Annotated in this window: 14 protein-coding genes; 7 read left to right on the forward strand and 7 right to left on the reverse strand. The window is 71.8% G+C overall.

The window, feature by feature from the left end; genetic code table 11:
* Positions 1–4 precede the first annotated feature (4 nt).
* Entirely contained in the window at positions 5–898 is an 894-nt protein-coding gene (locus tag DFH01_RS17535) for a fumarylacetoacetate hydrolase family protein (protein WP_109871790.1), read from the forward strand.
* Between the two features lie 53 nt (positions 899–951).
* Complete coding sequence (locus tag DFH01_RS17540; protein WP_109871791.1) at positions 952–1,509, forward strand: lipid-binding SYLF domain-containing protein; 558 nt, start codon at positions 952–954, stop codon at positions 1,507–1,509.
* Between the two features lie 44 nt (positions 1,510–1,553).
* Here DFH01_RS17540 and DFH01_RS17545 read toward each other — a convergent pair whose 3' ends face one another.
* The 6 genes from DFH01_RS17545 to DFH01_RS17570 form a co-directional block, all read right to left on the reverse strand.
* Positions 1,554–2,516, reverse strand: coding sequence for a lipid A biosynthesis lauroyl acyltransferase (locus tag DFH01_RS17545; RefSeq protein WP_269846275.1), 963 nt, complete (start codon positions 2,514–2,516; stop codon positions 1,554–1,556).
* A gap of 107 nt (positions 2,517–2,623) precedes the next feature.
* On the reverse strand, positions 2,624–3,646 hold the full coding sequence (locus DFH01_RS17550) for a zinc-binding dehydrogenase (RefSeq protein ID WP_109871793.1): 1,023 nt from the start codon (positions 3,644–3,646) through the stop codon (positions 2,624–2,626).
* Complete coding sequence (locus DFH01_RS17555; protein WP_109871794.1) at positions 3,646–4,911, reverse strand: beta-ketoacyl-ACP synthase; 1,266 nt, start codon at positions 4,909–4,911, stop codon at positions 3,646–3,648. The genes DFH01_RS17550 and DFH01_RS17555 overlap by 1 nt, the downstream gene beginning before the upstream one ends.
* The gene (locus DFH01_RS17560) at positions 4,908–6,110 is read right to left on the reverse strand and encodes a beta-ketoacyl-ACP synthase (RefSeq protein WP_109871795.1); all 1,203 of its coding nucleotides are present in this window, start codon (positions 6,108–6,110) and stop codon (positions 4,908–4,910) included. The genes DFH01_RS17555 and DFH01_RS17560 overlap by 4 nt, the downstream gene beginning before the upstream one ends.
* Positions 6,110–6,565, reverse strand: coding sequence for a 3-hydroxyacyl-ACP dehydratase FabZ family protein (locus DFH01_RS17565; RefSeq protein ID WP_109871796.1), 456 nt, complete (start codon positions 6,563–6,565; stop codon positions 6,110–6,112). The genes DFH01_RS17560 and DFH01_RS17565 overlap by 1 nt, the downstream gene beginning before the upstream one ends.
* A 33-nt stretch (positions 6,566–6,598) precedes the next feature.
* Positions 6,599–6,886, reverse strand: a complete 288-nt coding sequence (locus DFH01_RS17570; protein WP_109871797.1) for an acyl carrier protein — start codon at positions 6,884–6,886, stop codon at positions 6,599–6,601.
* 212 nt (positions 6,887–7,098) lie between these two features.
* Between DFH01_RS17570 and DFH01_RS17575 the strand changes: the two genes are divergently transcribed.
* Positions 7,099–8,691, forward strand: coding sequence for an ABC transporter substrate-binding protein (locus tag DFH01_RS17575; protein WP_109871798.1), 1,593 nt, complete (start codon positions 7,099–7,101; stop codon positions 8,689–8,691).
* Positions 8,692–8,733: 42 nt separating this feature from the next.
* On the opposite strand, the gene DFH01_RS17580 is transcribed toward DFH01_RS17575, so the two are convergent.
* Positions 8,734–9,717, reverse strand: a complete 984-nt coding sequence (locus tag DFH01_RS17580) for a Bug family tripartite tricarboxylate transporter substrate binding protein (protein WP_158287800.1) — start codon at positions 9,715–9,717, stop codon at positions 8,734–8,736.
* Between the two features lie 297 nt (positions 9,718–10,014).
* Between DFH01_RS17580 and DFH01_RS17585 the strand changes: the two genes are divergently transcribed.
* From DFH01_RS17585 to DFH01_RS17600, 4 genes are all read left to right on the forward strand, one after another.
* The gene (locus DFH01_RS17585; protein ID WP_233256160.1) at positions 10,015–11,547 is read left to right on the forward strand and encodes an ABC transporter substrate-binding protein; all 1,533 of its coding nucleotides are present in this window, start codon (positions 10,015–10,017) and stop codon (positions 11,545–11,547) included.
* Positions 11,547–12,497: an ABC transporter permease gene (locus DFH01_RS17590; protein ID WP_109871800.1), complete on the forward strand. Its 951-nt coding sequence runs from the start codon at positions 11,547–11,549 to the stop codon at positions 12,495–12,497. Before DFH01_RS17585 ends, DFH01_RS17590 begins: the two co-directional genes overlap by 1 nt.
* A 118-nt stretch (positions 12,498–12,615) precedes the next feature.
* Positions 12,616–14,430, forward strand: a complete 1,815-nt coding sequence (locus DFH01_RS17595) for a dipeptide/oligopeptide/nickel ABC transporter permease/ATP-binding protein (protein WP_109872363.1) — start codon at positions 12,616–12,618, stop codon at positions 14,428–14,430.
* Positions 14,430–15,389 carry an ABC transporter ATP-binding protein gene (locus tag DFH01_RS17600; protein WP_109871801.1) on the forward strand — a complete coding sequence of 320 codons (960 nt, stop codon included), beginning with the start codon at positions 14,430–14,432 and terminating at the stop codon, positions 15,387–15,389. The genes DFH01_RS17595 and DFH01_RS17600 overlap by 1 nt, the downstream gene beginning before the upstream one ends.
* Positions 15,390–15,392: the final 3 nt, after the last annotated feature.

Raw genomic sequence — 15,392 nt, forward strand, 5'->3', positions numbered from 1 at the left:
CCGCATGATCCGAGTGGCCAGCTTCCTCTCGCCCGGCGATGTGCGCCCGCGGCTCGGCGCGGCGGAGGGCGAGACGCTGCGTGACCTGACCGCGGCGCATGGTCCCGACTGGGACATGGTGCGCGCGCTGCGCCTGCCGCCTGCCGAGTTGCGCGACTTCGTCGCGGCGGCCGCGCCGCGCCTGCCGCTTGCGCAGTGCCACCTGCTGCCGCCGGTGCCCGCGCCTGGCAAGATTTTCTGCGTCGGCAAGAACAGCAAGGTGCACCGGCAGGAACTGGTGCGCGAAGGCATGCTGAAGGAGGACCCGCAGGAGCCGACCGGCTTCGTGAAGCTGGTCGAGACGCTGGTGGGGGAGGGCGCGCGCGTGGTGCGGCCGGACGGCATCAGCACCTTCGACTACGAGCCGGAGCTGGCCTTCATCGTGACGCGCCGCGCGCATCGCGTGCCGCAGGAGAAGGCGCGGGAGTATGTCGGCGCGGTCACCGTGCTGAACGACCTGACGGCGCGCGAGATCCAGAAGCAGGAGGTCGTCTCCGGCACCAAGTTCTGGACCTCGAAGAACATGCCAGGCTTCTGCCCGGTCGGCCCCTTCGCCGTGCCGCTCTTCGAGATCGCCGATCCCTACGACCTGTGGTTGACCTGCGAGGTCAATGGCGAGCAGCGGTTGCGCGTCAGCACCGATGAGTACATCCACCGGATCGAGGGCATCATCGCGCACTTCACCCGCTTCATGCCCTTCGAGGCCGGGGACGTGATCGCGACCGGCGCGCCGCGCGGCACGGCCATCGGGCATCCCAATGCGGCCGACTTGTACCTCAAGCCGGGCGATGTCTGCGTCGCGGGGCTGGAGGGCCTGATGCGGCTCACCACGCGGATCGTTGCGCCGGGGGAGGCATGACGCCGCGCGGCGTGCTAGCCTGACGCCGCGCGCGAAGCGCGCAGGAGGATCCGATGCACGCCACACGTCGCCACGCCGCCCGGCTTCTCGCCGGCGCCGGGCTTGCCACACTCGCCGCGGGGCCGGCGCGCGCCGATACGAAGGCCGAGATCGACGCGGGCGTCGCCGCCGCGATGGAGCGGCTGCGCCGGATGGACAATGCGGAGCCGCTGCTGCGGGTCTCGATCGCGCAGCTGATCTTCCCGCGCATCCTGAGCGGCGGCTTCATCGTGGGCGGGCAGTACGGCGAGGGCGCGCTGCTGCGCAACGGCGAGACGGTGGCGTATTACCGGATCGCCGGCGCGTCCTTCGGCCTGCTGGCCGGCGCGCAGACCGCGGGGCTCGCCATGCTGTTCACGAAGGAGGAGGCGCTGGCCGCGCTGCAGCGGAACGACGGCTGGGAGATCGGCACGGGCCCATCGGTGGTCATGCTGGATCGCGGGCTGCAGGCCAATGTCACCTCCACCACGCTGACGGAGCCGGTCTATGCGATCAGCTTCAACCAGCAGGGCGTGATGGCGGCGTTGTCCATCAACGGCACGAAGATCACGCGCTTCACGCCGGCGTCGTAGCGGTGCTTCGCCCCCTCCCCCGCACGCGGGGGAGGGAGTTGGCACTACATCCGCCAGCGGCGGTGCTGCCACAGCCACTGGCCGGGGTGCTCGCGGATCCAGCCCTCGATCACGTCGTTGATCGCCTGGGTCGCGGCGTCCACGTCCACCTGGCCGCGCGCATCGCGCGGCAGCGTCATGGCATCGGTCAGTTCCAGGCGGAAGCGGTTGCCCGGCAGGCGGATCGCGCGGGCGCCATGCACCGGCACGTCGAAGCGCCGCGCCAGCCGCGCCAGAAGCGGGTTTGCCGTGGCCGTGCGCCCGAGGAAGCGGATCTTCGGGCCGCGGCCGAAGCGCTGGTCCACCAGCATGCCGAGATGCACGCCGGCATCCAGCACTTCCATCATCCGCACGGGCGCCGAGATGCCGGCCGGGATCAGCTCGCCCATCACGTCGCGGCGCATCGCCAAGATGTCGCGCGCGATCGCCCGGTTGTTCGGCGTGCGGTAGAGCGCGGCGGAAGCCAGCTCGTAGCGGCGCGCGGAGACAGCCGGCAGCTCCCAGTTCGCCAGATGCGCGGCGAAGAAGATCGCGCCCTTGCCGTCGTCGCGCAGCTGCACGAAGCGCGCGATGCTGTCCTCCGGGATCTCGATGCGGCCGGTGTTCGGGTGGTCGGGGTCGTAGTCGAAGATCGTGCCGAGATGGACGTATTCGCAGGCGGTGCGGCCGAGGTTGTCCCAGCTTTCGCGCAGGATGGCCTTGCGCTCGGCCTCGGTCTTCTCGGGGAAGGCGGCGGCGATGTTCTCGCGCGCGATGCGGTTGGCCGAGGTCAGCGGACCGAGCAGCCGCGCGCCGGCGCCGCCCAGGTTCGAGGCGCGGTCGGGGCCGAGCGCACGCACCAGCGCGAAGGCGCCGCGCACCAGGGCGGCGAGAGATTCGTCGGCGATCCGCGACAGTGCTGCCTTCATGCTCCACCACAGGCGGCCCGCACTTCCGGCGGGCCGAGCGCGCGAATGCGCGCCGCGCACAAACCAACCGCCCAACAGGCGCTACAGTGGCCTGCGCGTCACGCCGAAGGCGTGCCTTCGGCACGACGCCAAGCGCGCGGAGCGCGCGCCCGGCGTCTGAGGGCGCCTCAAAGAGTCACAATGATCTTGCCGAAGACGCGGCGCGATTCCAGGCGTTCCAGCCCTTCGCCGAAGCGTTCCAGCGGCACGACGGTGTCGAGCACGGGCAGGATGCCCTGCGCCATCTTCGCGACGCCGTTGGCCACGTTCTCGATACGGCAGCCGAAGCTGCCGAAGATGTGCAGCTGGCGCTGGAACAGCATCATCAGGTTGGTCTCGGCCGTGACGCCGGATGTCGAGCCGCAGGTGACGAGCCGCCCGCCCATGCGCAGCGACAGCAGCGAGGCCGCCCAGGTCGCCGCGCCGACATGCTCGAACACCACGTCCACGCCGACCTTCTTGGTGACGCGCCGCGCCACGGACGAGAAATTCTTCTCGCTGTAGTTCACGACGTGGTCGGCGCCGAGCTCCTTGGCCTTGGCGCATTTCTCGTCGTCGCCCGCCGTCGCGATCACCGTGCAGCCCAGCGCCTTCGCCGTGCGGATCGCGTAGGAGCCGATGCCCGATCCGGCGGCCTGGACCAGGATGGTCTCGCCCGGCTGCAGCCTCGCATTGTCGAACAGCATGTGCTCGACCGTGCCGACCGTGACGACGGAGCAGGCCGCGTCCTCGAAGCGGACGCCGGCGGGCACCTTCACCATGGTGCGGGCGGGCCAGTTGGCGAGCTCGCGCGCGAAGCCGTCCACGTGGAAGCCGGCGACGCCCTGCACGTTCTCGCACAGGTTGTCGCGGCCGGCGCGGCATTGCGCGCAGGTGCCGCAGGTGCGCGCGCCATAGGGCGTGGCATGGTCGCCGACGGACCAGCCCGTCACGCCCTCGCCGACGGCCACCACCTCGCCCGCGGCTTCCGCGCCGACGACGAGCGGCAGCTGGCGCTGCGCGAAGGCCATGCCGCGCCAGCCCCAGACGTCGATGTGGTTCAGCGCCACGGCGCGCACGCGGATCTGGATCTCGCCCGGGCCGGGCGGCGGCGGCGGCGCGATCTCCTCGAGCCGGAGGTCCTTGTCGCCGTGAAGTCGGAGCGCCCGCATCAGACGGCTCCGCCGATCACCAGGCAGACATTCTGCCCGCCGAAGCCGAAGCTGTTGGACAGCACGTTCTTCACCTTCGCGTCGCGCGCGACGTTGGGCACCACGTCCAGCGTGATCGCCGGATCGGGTTCCTCGTGGTTGATGGTGGGCGGCAGCACCTGGTCGCGCAGGGCCAGGACGCTGAACACTGCCTCGATCGCGCCGGCCGCGCTCAGCGTGTGGCCGATCATGGACTTGTTGGAGGAGATCGGCGGGCAGGCATCGCCGAAAACGGCGCGCATCCCCAGCGTCTCCATCTTGTCGTTCTCCGGCGTGCCGGTGCCATGCGCGTTGACGTAGTCGATCGCGCCGGGCTCCAGCCCCGCATCGGCGATGGCGTTGCGCATCGCCTTGATGATCGCCCCGCCATCCGGGTTGGAGCGCGTGCGGTGGAAGCTGTCAGATTTCTCGCCGCAGCCGCGCAGGATGCCGAGCACCTTGGCGCCGCGCGCCGTCGCATGCTCCAGGCTCTCCAGCACCAGGCAGGCGGCGCCCTCGCTCATCACGAAGCCGTCGCGCGTCTTCTCGAAGGGGCGGGCCGCCTTCGCCGGATCCTCGTTGCGGGTGGACAGCGCCGAGAGCAGGGAGAAGCGGATCAGCGCCTCCGGCTGCACCGTGCCGTCCGCGCCGATGGCGAGTGCCGCCTCGGCCTCGCCGCGGCGGATCGCCTCGACGCCGAGCTGGATCGCGGAAGCGCCGGTGGCGCAGGCGGTGGAGAGCGCGATGGGCGCGCCGCGCGTGCCGAAGCGTTCCGCCAGCTTCTCGCCGACGCTCGCGAAGGCGGCGACGCGATAGAGCGACTCCAGGCCGGTGCAGGCTTCCGTCAGCGCCGGATAGAGCGGCGGCGTCGGCGCGATCCGGGCGGCGATGCGGAAGCGGTCGGGCCATTCCGTCTCGACCGGCGGCATGCCGAGCATCAGCGGGCCGGGGAAGTCGCCGCGCTGCATGCCGGCCGTGGCCAGCGCCTCCTCCGCCGCCAGCGTGGCGTAGCGGGTGACGCGCTGCGAGGAGCACATGGCGCCCGTGTCCTCGTTCGGCAACTCGACCGTGCCGGCGATGGTGGTGCGGAGGTGATCCAGCGGGAAGCGGCTGATGCGGCGGATGCCGGAACGTCCCGCGCGCAGCGCCGCCCAGTTGTCCACCACGCCGACGCCGAGCGGCGTGACCAGGCCGATGCCGGTGACGGCGACGATCGGCCGGCCCTTGTGGTCGCGATGGGCGCTCATGGCTGGTCCCCCGCCGGGATGGCCGAGAGATGCGCGATCGCCTCACCGCGCCAGGCGGCGAAGCCGGTGACCAGGATGTCGCGCGGCGCGTCCTCGTAGCGCGCTTCCAGCGCCTCCATCGGCGCGGGGAACACGCCCTGCGAGAGGCAGAGCGCGGCGAGCGCGACATTGGCCGGGAAGGTGGCCTCCACGCCCCAGCCGAAGCGGCTTCCGGTGGCGCGCACGGCGAGGGGGCGGGTCAGCGCGCCCAGCACCTCGCGCTCCAGCACCGTCGGGATCGTGGCGCCGGTGCAGCCGGAGATGATAGGCAGGACGCCTTCGCCGAGACGTGGCGCAATGCGCGCGAAGGCCTGGCCCATGGCGGCGTGGCCCGTGTCCTCCGCGTTGCGGCGGGCCTGCGCGCTGGCGACGGTGTTGAGCCGCGCGAGGCCGCGCGCGCCGCGGGCGCGGGCATGCGCCGCGGTCTCCATCACCACGAAGCCGGACAGCGTGCCGGTGACGGCGCCCGGCGCGTCCTCCCGCGAGAAGACCGGCGCCCAGGGGCCCCGCCGCAGGAGGCTGCCAGCGTGGTAGAGCATCAGCATGTCCCAGCGCGGCGCGGAGTAGGCGCCGCCGGCGAGCGCGATGGGCGAGTTGCCTTCCGCGAGCCTGGCCGCGGCGATGCGCACCGCATCGGCGCCCGCCTGCTCCTCCCCCATGAAGGTGCGGGAGGCGCCGGTGACGCCCTGCACGATGGAGATGTTGCCCGCCAGCAGGTTGGAGAGCTGCGCCAGGAACAGCGTGGGCCGCAGGCCGCCGGCCAGCATCTCGTTCAGCTTCACCGCCGCCTCGGGCGCCGGCAGCGGCGCCAACGCGCTCAGCACCGCATCGTCCAGCGCGATGTCCCGCTCGCCGCCGCCGGCCGCGACGATCAGGTCCATGTCGCCGACCAGCCCGCGCGCCCCGGCATCGTCGATGGCGAGCCCCGCGGTGTAGGTGCCGAGGCGCTGCCAGGGCTCCATCTGCCGCTGGTCGCCCTTCTTCGGGATTTGCCTGTCGAGCTCGAGCGCGGGGCCGGGATGGATGGTGAAGGGGGCGAAGCTGCCCTCGTCCAGCGCCGCGGGGCGCGGGGCGGCCAGCGCGGCGAGATGCGCCGCACGGCCCTCGCCGGCGCTGGAGACCAGTCCGACGCCGGTGATCCAGATGTCGTTGTCGGCCATCAGCAGAATCCGGGCAGCCCGATGCGGCGGGCATTGCCGCGCATGGCGGCTTCCAGGTCGGCGGCGGGGAAGGGCAGCAGGCGGAAGCTGATCTCGGCATCCGCGACGCGCTTGCCGGCCGCCTCGATCCGCGCCTCGGTCACCGCGAAGCCCGAGCCGTCATGGCTGCGGCGGGAGATGACGGTCAGCTCTGTCCCCGGGGTGACGAAGCCGCGGAACTTCGCCTCCGACACCTTCAGCAGGAAGGGCATCTGCGCGAAGCCGTTCAGCGCCATCAGCAGCCAGCCGCCGGTCTGCGCCATGGTCTCCACCATCAGCACGCCGGGCAGGATCGGATGGCCGGGGAAATGGCCCTCGAAGACCGGGCTCTGCTCCGGCACCTGGCTGGACACGGTGATAGTGTCGGCTTCGAGCGACACCACCCGGTCCACCATCTGGAAATACTCGAGCCGCATGGCGGCGCCGGAGCCCCCCTGTAGCGGTGCGCCTCAGGCGGTGCCCTTGGCCGCGACCAGTTCCTCGATGCGCTGCGCCAGGTTGCCCATGACGAAATACTGCTCGGCGGGCGCCTTGCCGGCATTCACTTCCTGCGTCCAGGCCTCGACCGGCACCTTGATCCCGAAGGCCTTGTCGATCGCGAAGACGATGTCGAGGAAGTCCAGGCTGTCGATGCCCAGGTCGTTGATCACATGCGCCTCGGGCGTGATCTTCTCGCGCGGCACTTCGCTGTTCTCGGCAATGATGTCGGCGATGCGGTCGAAGACCGGGGAGGTCATGGGGGCGGGACTCCGGGCGGGTGCGCCGGGCGGCGCTCGTGCGCCTCTTGGCCCGATCCGGCCGGCTTGTCCAGGGCAAGGGCGGGCGGCGGCGGGGGCCGGCGCCGCCGGGCAATGCCCCTTCCATTCCGTCCGGTTTATTACCAGAGTGTCATCCAGACCGCGGCGCGCCCCCCGGAAGAGGCGCGGCGGCAAGCCGGGAGAGTTTCACCATGCGACGCCTTCTGTTGGCCACGGCGCTGGCCGCCGGGCTGCTGCCTGCCCTTGCCCCCGCCGCCCTTGGCCCCGCCCTGGCCCAGCCGGCCCGGACGCTGACCGTCGGGATGGGCGGCGTGCCGACCGGCTACGACCCGCACTACCACTCGACCAACAACAACAACGCCCAGCTTCGGCAGATCTTCAATCCGCTGATCGACCTCGACACTCAGGGCCGGCCTTTCGGCGTCCTGGCCGAATCCTGGCGCGTGGTGGACGACCTGACCTGGGAATTCCGCCTGCGCGAGGGGATCCGGTTCCACGACGGCACGCCCTTCGGGCCGGAGGACGTGGCCTTCACCGTGGCGCGAGTCCCCACCGTGCCCAACAGCCCGGGGCCCTTCACGACGCAGGTGCGCCCGATCAGCCGCGTCGAGATCGTGGATGCACGGACGGTGCGGCTGCACACCAGCGCGCCCACGCCCTTCCTGGAGCGCGACATCGCGCAGGTGATGATCCTGTCGCGCAGCATCCACGCCAATGCGCAGCTTGCCGACTTCAACGCCGGCCGCGCCCTGGTCGGGACCGGCGCCTATCGCCATGTGGCGCTCAGCCTCGGCGAGCGGCACGAGATCGCCCGCAACCCGGACTTCTGGGGTGAGCGCGCGGCGTGGGACCGCGTGGTGACGCGCTTCGTCACCAATCCCGGCGCGCGCGTCGCCGCCCTGCTGGCGGGCGACGTGGACCTGATCGACGCGGTGCCGGTCACCGACGTGCAGCGCCTCTCGGCCGATCCGCGCATCGCGCTGTTCGCGACAGACAGCAACACCACCGCCTTCATGTTCCCCGACGCGGCGCGCGACAATCCGCCGCACATCACCGACAAGCAGGGCAACCCGCTGGCGCGCAACCCGCTGGCCGACCTGCGGGTCCGCCAGGCGATCAGCCTGGCGATGCCGCGCGAGGCGATCGTGGAGCGGCTGATGCAGGGCCAGGGCTCCCCGGCGGAGCAGATCGCCTCCCGCGCGTTGCCCGACCGCGCGCAGGGCATGCCCCCGCTGCAGACCGACCTGGCCCGCGCCCGCGTGCTGCTGCGGGAGGCCGGCTATCCGGACGGGTTCCGCATGACGATCCATGGGCCGAACGGCTTCATCGTGGGCGATGCCGACATCCTGCAGGCGGTGGCGCAGGCGCTGACGCGGATCGGCATCGAGACGCGGGTGGAGGTGATCCCGCCCGCGCCCTTCTTCACGCGCGCGACGCAGCGCGAATTCTCCTTCTTCTTCTCGACCTTCACCGCCAACAGCGCCGCGGTGATGCTGCGCCAGGTGGTGATGACGCGGAACCCGGCGCAGGGCCTCGGCGCCTTCAACCGCGGGCATTATTCGAGCCCGGCGGTGGACGGGCCGCTTGCCGAGGCGCTGCGGACGATGGACGCGGAGCGGCGCGCGGCGCTGACGGCGCAGGCGATGCGCGCCGCGGTGGACGACCTCGCCGTGATCCCGCTGATGTATGTGCGGGTGAACTGGGCCGGGCTTCGGAACAAGGTGCGCTACGACGCGCACCCGTCCTGGTTCACCAACGCGCTGCTCGCTTCGCCGGCCGAGTGAGCACCGCGCGGGGAGGGCGCGCCCGCCCTCCCCCGATGGATGTCAGCCTTCCGGCTGCACGCCCGAGATGCGCACCAGCTCGCGCCAGGTGGTGCGCTGCTCCTGCATGATCTCAAGGAAGCGCGCGCGGCTGTTCGGGAAGGGCGCGTTGCCGCCGCGCGCCAGCGTCTCGGTCAGCGCCGGCGTCGCGAGCGCCGCGTTGATCGCGGCGTGCATCCGGTCGGCGATGGCGTCCGGGATGCCCTTCGGGCCGACGACGGCCGAGAAGGACGGAAGATTGTAGTCCGGCACCCCCTGTTCCTGCACCGTCGGGAATTCCGGGGCGAGCGGCCAGCGGGTGGGGTTGGTCACCGCCAGCGCCCGCACCTGCCCCGCGCGGACCGTGCCGATGATGCCGGAGAAGCTGTCGAAGACGAGCTGGATGTTGCCCGCGATCAGGTCGGCCAGCGCCGGCGCCGCACCGCGATACGGCACATGCGTCAGCTCCACGCCCGTGCGCTGCATGAACAGCACGCCGAGCATGTGGTTGGCCCCGCCCGCGCCGGCCGAGCCGTAGTTCAGCTTCCCCGGATTCGCCTTCGCGTAGGCGATCAGCTCCTGGATGTTGTTGATCGGCAGGCGGGGATGGACGCAGACCATCGCGGTGCCGGTCGCGAAGGTGGCGATGTGCGTGAAGTCGTCCACGCCCTCGTAGCCCGGATTGCGGAACAGCAGCGGCGCGCCGAGATGGCTCGACGGGCTGGACATCATGATGGTGTAGCCGTCGGGCGCGGACTGGGCGACATGCGCGGTGCCGATCGTGCCGCCGGCGCCGGCGCGGTTATCCACCACCACCGGGACGCCGAGCGCCTCCGACAGCACCTGCGCCTGCTGCCGCCCGGCGATGTCGCTGGCGCCGCCCGGCGGATAGGGCACGACGAGGCGGATCTGGCGGCTCGGCCAGGCACCCTGGGCCAGGGCCGGCGCGGCGAGTGGCGCGCTGGCGAGCGCAGGCATGGCAGCGATCAGGCTGCGGCGGCGGATCATCGTGGCAGTCTCCCTCCGGTTCGGTCGTGGATGCCCCGCGGCACCGCGCATCGCGCGGCTGCGCGCGCGCGTCGGCTAGGGCGCACTGACGGGAGCGTGAAGCAGCGATTGCCGCGAGGCAAGGAAGCATTCGCGCCGCGGCAGCGACGACCGCCCGGCGCGTGGCTGCATTTCGCGCAATACCGGGACCGCCTGCCGAAGGGCGCGGCAATCGCGCTACACCGCGCACGGAAGGCTTGACACCCGGCCCCCCTGCGCGCGGCAATCCGTTTTCGCGTCACGCCAGGGAGAGAAATCATGTCGATGCTGACCCGCCGCGCCGCCATGATCGGCGCCACCGCCTTCGGCGTCCTGCCGGTCGCCCGCCTGGCACAGGCGCAGCCCAGGCCGGATCTGCTGCGCTTCGGCCTTTCCGTCTGGCCGCCGAACCTGCAGCCCTGGCAGTCCGTGGGCCAGGCGGCGGGCATGATCAAGATGCTGATCGGGCGGCGGCTGGTCGGCTTCGACGAGAAGGGCGAGCTGCGCGGGGAGCTGGCGCGCGACTTCGGCCGCGACGCCTCGGACGGCGCCTGGGTCTTCAGGCTGGATCCGCGCGCGGTCTTCCACAACGGCGAGAAGGTGACGTCCGAGGACGTGAAGTGGACGATCGAACAGGTCGCCGGCGAACGCTCCACCGCCTACTACCGCGCGCAGATGCAGCGCATCGACCGCATCGAGACGCCCGATGCGCATACCGTGCGGCTGCACATGAAGGAACCCACGGCCACGGTGCCGCTGTGGTTCGCCAACTACAACATGCCGATCGTCTGGCGCGGGACGCGGAACATGAACGAGGCGATGGGCTGCGGGCCGTATCGCCTCGCCGCGCAGGAGCGCGGCAGCTGGATCGAGCTGCAGGCCGTGCCGAACTACTGGGTGCCGGGCCAGCCGCGGACGAAGACGATCCGCATGACGCTCGTCGCCGACGAATCGCTGCGCCTTGCGGCGCTGCAATCCGGCGACGTGGACTTCATCGAGTTCGTGCCCTGGACGGGCATGGCCGCCGTGGAGGCCGATCCACGCTTCAAGCTGGAAAGCACCATGGGGCCGTTCATGGACATCCTGTTCAACGGCACGCGCCCGCCCTTCGACAACCCGCTGGTGCGGCGCGCGGTGGCGCATGCCGTGAAGCGCGAGGACATCGTGCGCGTGGCCTTCTCGGGCCGCGGCAAGGTGCTGGAAGGCATGCCGATCGTCGAGGGCACGCCCTGGTGGGATGCCGAGCTCTCGCGCGGGCACAACTACGATCCCGAACGATCCAAGGCGCTGCTGGCGCAGGCCGGCCATGCGAACGGCATCAACACCACGCTGCTCACCACCGGCGCCTTTGCCATGCACAAGGACAGCGCCGAAGTGGCGCAGCAATACCTCGCTGCCGTCGGCATCCGGGCGGAGCTGCGCGTGGTGGACTGGTCCACGCGCGTCAGCCAGGGCATCCGCGGCCAGTACGACCTTGCCGTGCACGGCGTGTCGGCCGATTTCAACGACCCGGACGGGCTCACCGTGGTGCTCGACACCTCGCTCTCGGCCGCGCATGGGCGCAGCTTCGGCCTGAGCGCGCCGCGCACGACGGAGCTGCTGAACAAGGGCCGGCAGGAGTTCGACCACGCCAGGCGCGTCGAGATCTACAAGGACATGCAGCGCGCGGCGCTCGAGGAAGTGCCGGTCGTCGGGCTGGCCTGGCGCGAGCAGGGCTACGCCTTCGATCGCCGCGTGTCCGGCTTCAGGATCCTGCCCGGTGCGCTGAGCCTGTCGAGCGGCGTGAACCTGGAGTTCACGAGCGTCGGGTAGTGCTCTACGTCGCGAAGCGCATCGCCATCTCCCTGGTGCTGGTCTGGGTGGTGGCGACGGTGGTGTTCCTCGCCCTGCACATGGTGCCGGGCGACCCGGCCGAGGTGCTGCTCTCCACCGGCGGCACCTCGCCCGATCCCTATGCCGTGGCCGAGCTGCGCGAACGGCTGGGGCTCGATCGGCCCATCATGGTGCAATACGGGGAGTTCATCGCGCGCCTTGCGCGCGGCGACCTCGGCACCTCGCTGGTGGACGACTATCCGGTGGCGGAGGAGATCCTGCTGCGCCTGCCGCGCACGCTGGAGCTGATCCTGGCCGGCACGCTGATCGCCGTGAGCATCGCGCTGCCGGCGGCGACCTATGCGGCGGTGCATGCCGGCGGCGCCTTCGACCGCGCGGCGTCGGCCGTCGCGGCCATCCTGCAGGCGCTGCCGGTCTTCGTGCTCGGCACGCTGCTGATCCTGGTGCTGGCGCAATGGCTGCGCTGGATGCCGGCCGGCGGCTACGTGCCCTTCGCGCAGGATCCGGGGCGGCATCTTCTGCTGCTGCTGCTGCCCGCGGTCGCGGTGGCGAAGGGGCTTGCGGCCACCGTCTTCCGCATGGCGCGCGCGGCGGTGCTGGAACAGCTCTCCCGCGATCATGTGCGCACGGCGCGTGCCAAGGGGCTGACGCCGCGACGCGTGGTGCGGCGCCATGTGGTGCGCAACGCGATGATCCCGGTCACCACCGTGCTCGGCCTGCAGATGGGCACGCTGCTGGGCGGCACCGTGCTGGTCGAGTTCGTGTTCAACTGGCCGGGCCTGTCCACGCCGCTGCTGCGGGCGGTGGAGACGCGGGACTACCCGATGGTCGTCGGCATCGTGCTGACCGTCTCCGGCCTGTTCCTGCTGATCAACCTGGCGATGGACCTTCTCTACGCCGTGCTCGATCCGCGGATCGCACGCTCGTGACGGCCGCAGGCTGGCACGTGGCGGCCTGCGCAGCAGGCCGAGGCCGCGAAGGCGGCCCGCTAATGCGGCGAAGCCAAGGCCGCGGATGCGGCCGCCCGGCGCTTGAGGGCGCATGCAAGTGAAGCGGCTGATCCTGCCCGGCGCGATGGTCGCCTTCATCGTGCTGCTCGCCTTGCTGGCGCCGGTGCTGCCGCTGCCCGATCCGGTGCGGCAGGACGTGGCGAACCGCCTGGCCGCCTGGCTGCCCGGCAGCCCGCTTGGGCGCGACGAGTTCGGGCGCGACATCCTCTCCCGCATCATCTGGGGTGCGCGGGCCTCGCTCGCGGTCGCCTTCGCCTCCGCCGCGATAGCGTGCCTTGTCGGCACGACGCTCGGCCTGCTGGCGGGGTGGTTCCGCGGCCTGGCGGAGTTCTTCGCGGTGCGCACCGCCGATGTCGTGCTGTGCTTCCCGCCGATCCTGCTGGCGCTGCTGGTGGTGACGCTGCTCGGCCCCGGCACGGCGACGCTGATCCTGGTGCTGTCCATCCTCTACCTGCCCGGCTTCGTCCGCGTGACCTATGCCGAGGTGCTCTCCGCCCGCGGGCAGGACTATGTGGAGGCGGTGCGCGCGCTGGGCGCGCCGACGCCGCGCATCCTCTCCCGCACCGTGCTGCCGAACATCGCAGGGCCGGTGCTGGTGCAGTTCAGCCTGGCGGTCGCGGCGGCCGTGGTGGTGGAGAGCGGGCTGAGCTTCCTCGGCCTCGGCGTGGTGCCGCCCACGCCCTCCTGGGGGCTGATGATCCGCGGCGCGCGGGCGACGATGGAGCAGGCGCCGACCTACCTGCTCTATCCCTGCCTTGCGCTGACCGTCACGATCCTGGCGATGAACATGCTCTGCGACGCGCTGCGCGACGCGGTGGACCGCAAGGGCGGCACGCGCGCGCCGAAGCTGCGCGCGGTGGACCGCATCCTGCCCGGCCTGTTCCCCACGCGCGAACCAGCGCCGCTGCTGGAGGTGCAGGGGCTGACCGTGGACATCGCGACGCCGGGCGGCGCGATCCGCCCGGTGGAAGATGTGTCCTTCGCCGTGCGCGCGGGCGAAACGCTGGCCATCGTCGGTGAGAGCGGCAGCGGCAAGTCCATCACCGCGACGGCCGTGATGGGCCTGCTGCCGCCGGTCGCGCAGGTGACCGCCGGCGTCGCGCGCTTCGAGGGACGCGACCTGCTGGACCTGCCGGAGGAGGAACGCCGCAGGCTGCGCGGCGGCGCCATCGCCATGGTCTTCCAGGACCCGATGAGCAGCCTGAACCCGGTGCATCGCGTCGGCGACCAGGTGGCGGAGGCGATCCGCGCGCATCGCGACGTCTCCGCGGCGGCGGCCTCGCAGGAGGCGGTGGAGTTGCTCAAGCGCGTCGGCATCGCCGATCCCGAGCGCCGCGCGCGCGCCTATCCGCATGAGCTCTCGGGCGGCATGCGCCAGCGCGTGATGATCGCCATGGCGATCGCGAATCGCCCGCGCCTGCTGATCGCCGACGAGCCGACCACGGCGCTGGACGTGACCGTGCAGGCCGGGATCCTGGACCTGCTGGCGCAGCTGCGTCGCGAGACCGGCATGGGGGTGGTGCTGATCACCCATTCGCTCGGCGTCGTCGCGGAGACGGCGGACGAGGTGGTGGTGATGTATGCCGCGCAGGTGGTGGAGCGCGGGACGGTGGCGGAGGTCTTCGCGCGCCCGCTGCACCCTTATACGCGCGCGCTGCTTGCCGCCGTGCCGGAAGGCGATGCGGAGCCGGAGGGGATTCCCGGCGTCGTGCCGCGCCCCGATGCCTGGCCGCCGGGCTGCCGCTTCGCCCCGCGCTGCAGCTTCGCCACGCCCATCTGCGAGCGGCCGCAGGTGCTGGAGCAGGCCGGCGAACGGCTGGTGCGCTGCATCCGCTGGAAGGACCTGGCGTGATGGCGCTGGTCGTCGCGGAGAATGTCGAGAAGAGCTTCGCGCCGCGGGGTGTCTTCGCGCGCGGCAAGCCGGTGCGCGCCGTCGCCAGCGTGGATGCACAGGTGGCGCGCGGCGAGGCGCTGGGCGTGGTGGGCGAGAGCGGCAGCGGCAAGTCAACGCTCGGCCGCCTGCTGCTCGGGCTGCTGGACGTCACCGGCGGCCGGGTGCGCTTCGACGGCGCCGACCTGCCGAAGCCCGGCAGCGCCGCGTGGAAGACGCTGCGCGCGCGCATGGGGATCGTGTTCCAGGACCCCTTCGGCAGCCTCGATCCGCGGCGGAGCGTCGGCGCGCAGGTGGGCGACGGGCTGGCGATCCATCGCGGCGGCGCCGAGCCCGCGCGCATCGCCGCGCTGTTCGAGCGCGTGGGCCTCGACCCGCTGCGCATGGGCGCCTTCCCGCACGAGTTCAGCGGCGGGCAGCGCCAGCGCCTCGGCATCGCGCGCGCGCTCGCGACCGATCCGGATTTCCTGGTGGCGGACGAGCCGGTCAGCGCGCTGGATGTCTCGATCCAGGCGCAGGTGGTGAAGCTGCTGGCCGATCTGCGGCGCGACCTCGGCCTCGCGATGCTGTTCATCAGCCACGACCTGCCGGTGGTGCGGCACCTGTGTGACCGCGTGGCGGTGATGTATCTCGGCCGCGTCATGGAGGAAGGGCCTGTGCGCGAGGTCTTCGCGCGGCCGCTGCATCCCTACACCCGCGCGCTGCTCTCCGCGACACCGATGCTCGATCCGGCGAAGCGCGCGACGCGAATCCTGTTGCCCGGCGATCCGCCGAGCCCGTCCGATCCGCCAAGCGGCTGCGTGTTCCGCACGCGCTGTTCCTTCGCGCAGGCGGCCTGCGCGGAGACGGTGCCGGCCCTGCGTGCATTCGGCGGACCGGGCCAGCGCGTCGCCTGCATCCGCGCCGAAGAGATCAGTTGAGAC

The sequence above is a fragment of the Falsiroseomonas bella genome (assembly GCF_003173615.1).
Lineage (GTDB): Bacteria > Pseudomonadota > Alphaproteobacteria > Acetobacterales > Acetobacteraceae > Falsiroseomonas > Falsiroseomonas bella.

Bases quoted from the DNA above. Each gene is read 5' to 3' on its own strand.
- DFH01_RS17575 (WP_109871798.1), top strand. From the start codon at position 7,099: ATGCGACGCCTTCTGTTGGCCACGGCGCTGGCCGCCGGGCTGCTGCCT.
- DFH01_RS17580 (WP_158287800.1), bottom strand. From the start codon at position 9,717: ATGATCCGCCGCCGCAGCCTGATCGCTGCCATGCCTGCGCTCGCCAGC.
- DFH01_RS17535 (WP_109871790.1), top strand. From the start codon at position 5: ATGATCCGAGTGGCCAGCTTCCTCTCGCCCGGCGATGTGCGCCCGCGG.
- DFH01_RS17560 (WP_109871795.1), bottom strand. From the start codon at position 6,110: ATGGCCGACAACGACATCTGGATCACCGGCGTCGGACTGGTCTCCAGC.
- DFH01_RS17540 (WP_109871791.1), top strand. From the start codon at position 952: ATGCACGCCACACGTCGCCACGCCGCCCGGCTTCTCGCCGGCGCCGGG.
- DFH01_RS17600 (WP_109871801.1), top strand. From the start codon at position 14,430: ATGGCGCTGGTCGTCGCGGAGAATGTCGAGAAGAGCTTCGCGCCGCGG.
- DFH01_RS17585 (WP_233256160.1), top strand. From the start codon at position 10,015: ATGTCGATGCTGACCCGCCGCGCCGCCATGATCGGCGCCACCGCCTTC.
- DFH01_RS17570 (WP_109871797.1), bottom strand. From the start codon at position 6,886: ATGACCTCCCCGGTCTTCGACCGCATCGCCGACATCATTGCCGAGAAC.
- DFH01_RS17550 (WP_109871793.1), bottom strand. From the start codon at position 3,646: ATGCGGGCGCTCCGACTTCACGGCGACAAGGACCTCCGGCTCGAGGAG.
- DFH01_RS17555 (WP_109871794.1), bottom strand. From the start codon at position 4,911: ATGAGCGCCCATCGCGACCACAAGGGCCGGCCGATCGTCGCCGTCACC.
- DFH01_RS17565 (WP_109871796.1), bottom strand. From the start codon at position 6,565: ATGCGGCTCGAGTATTTCCAGATGGTGGACCGGGTGGTGTCGCTCGAA.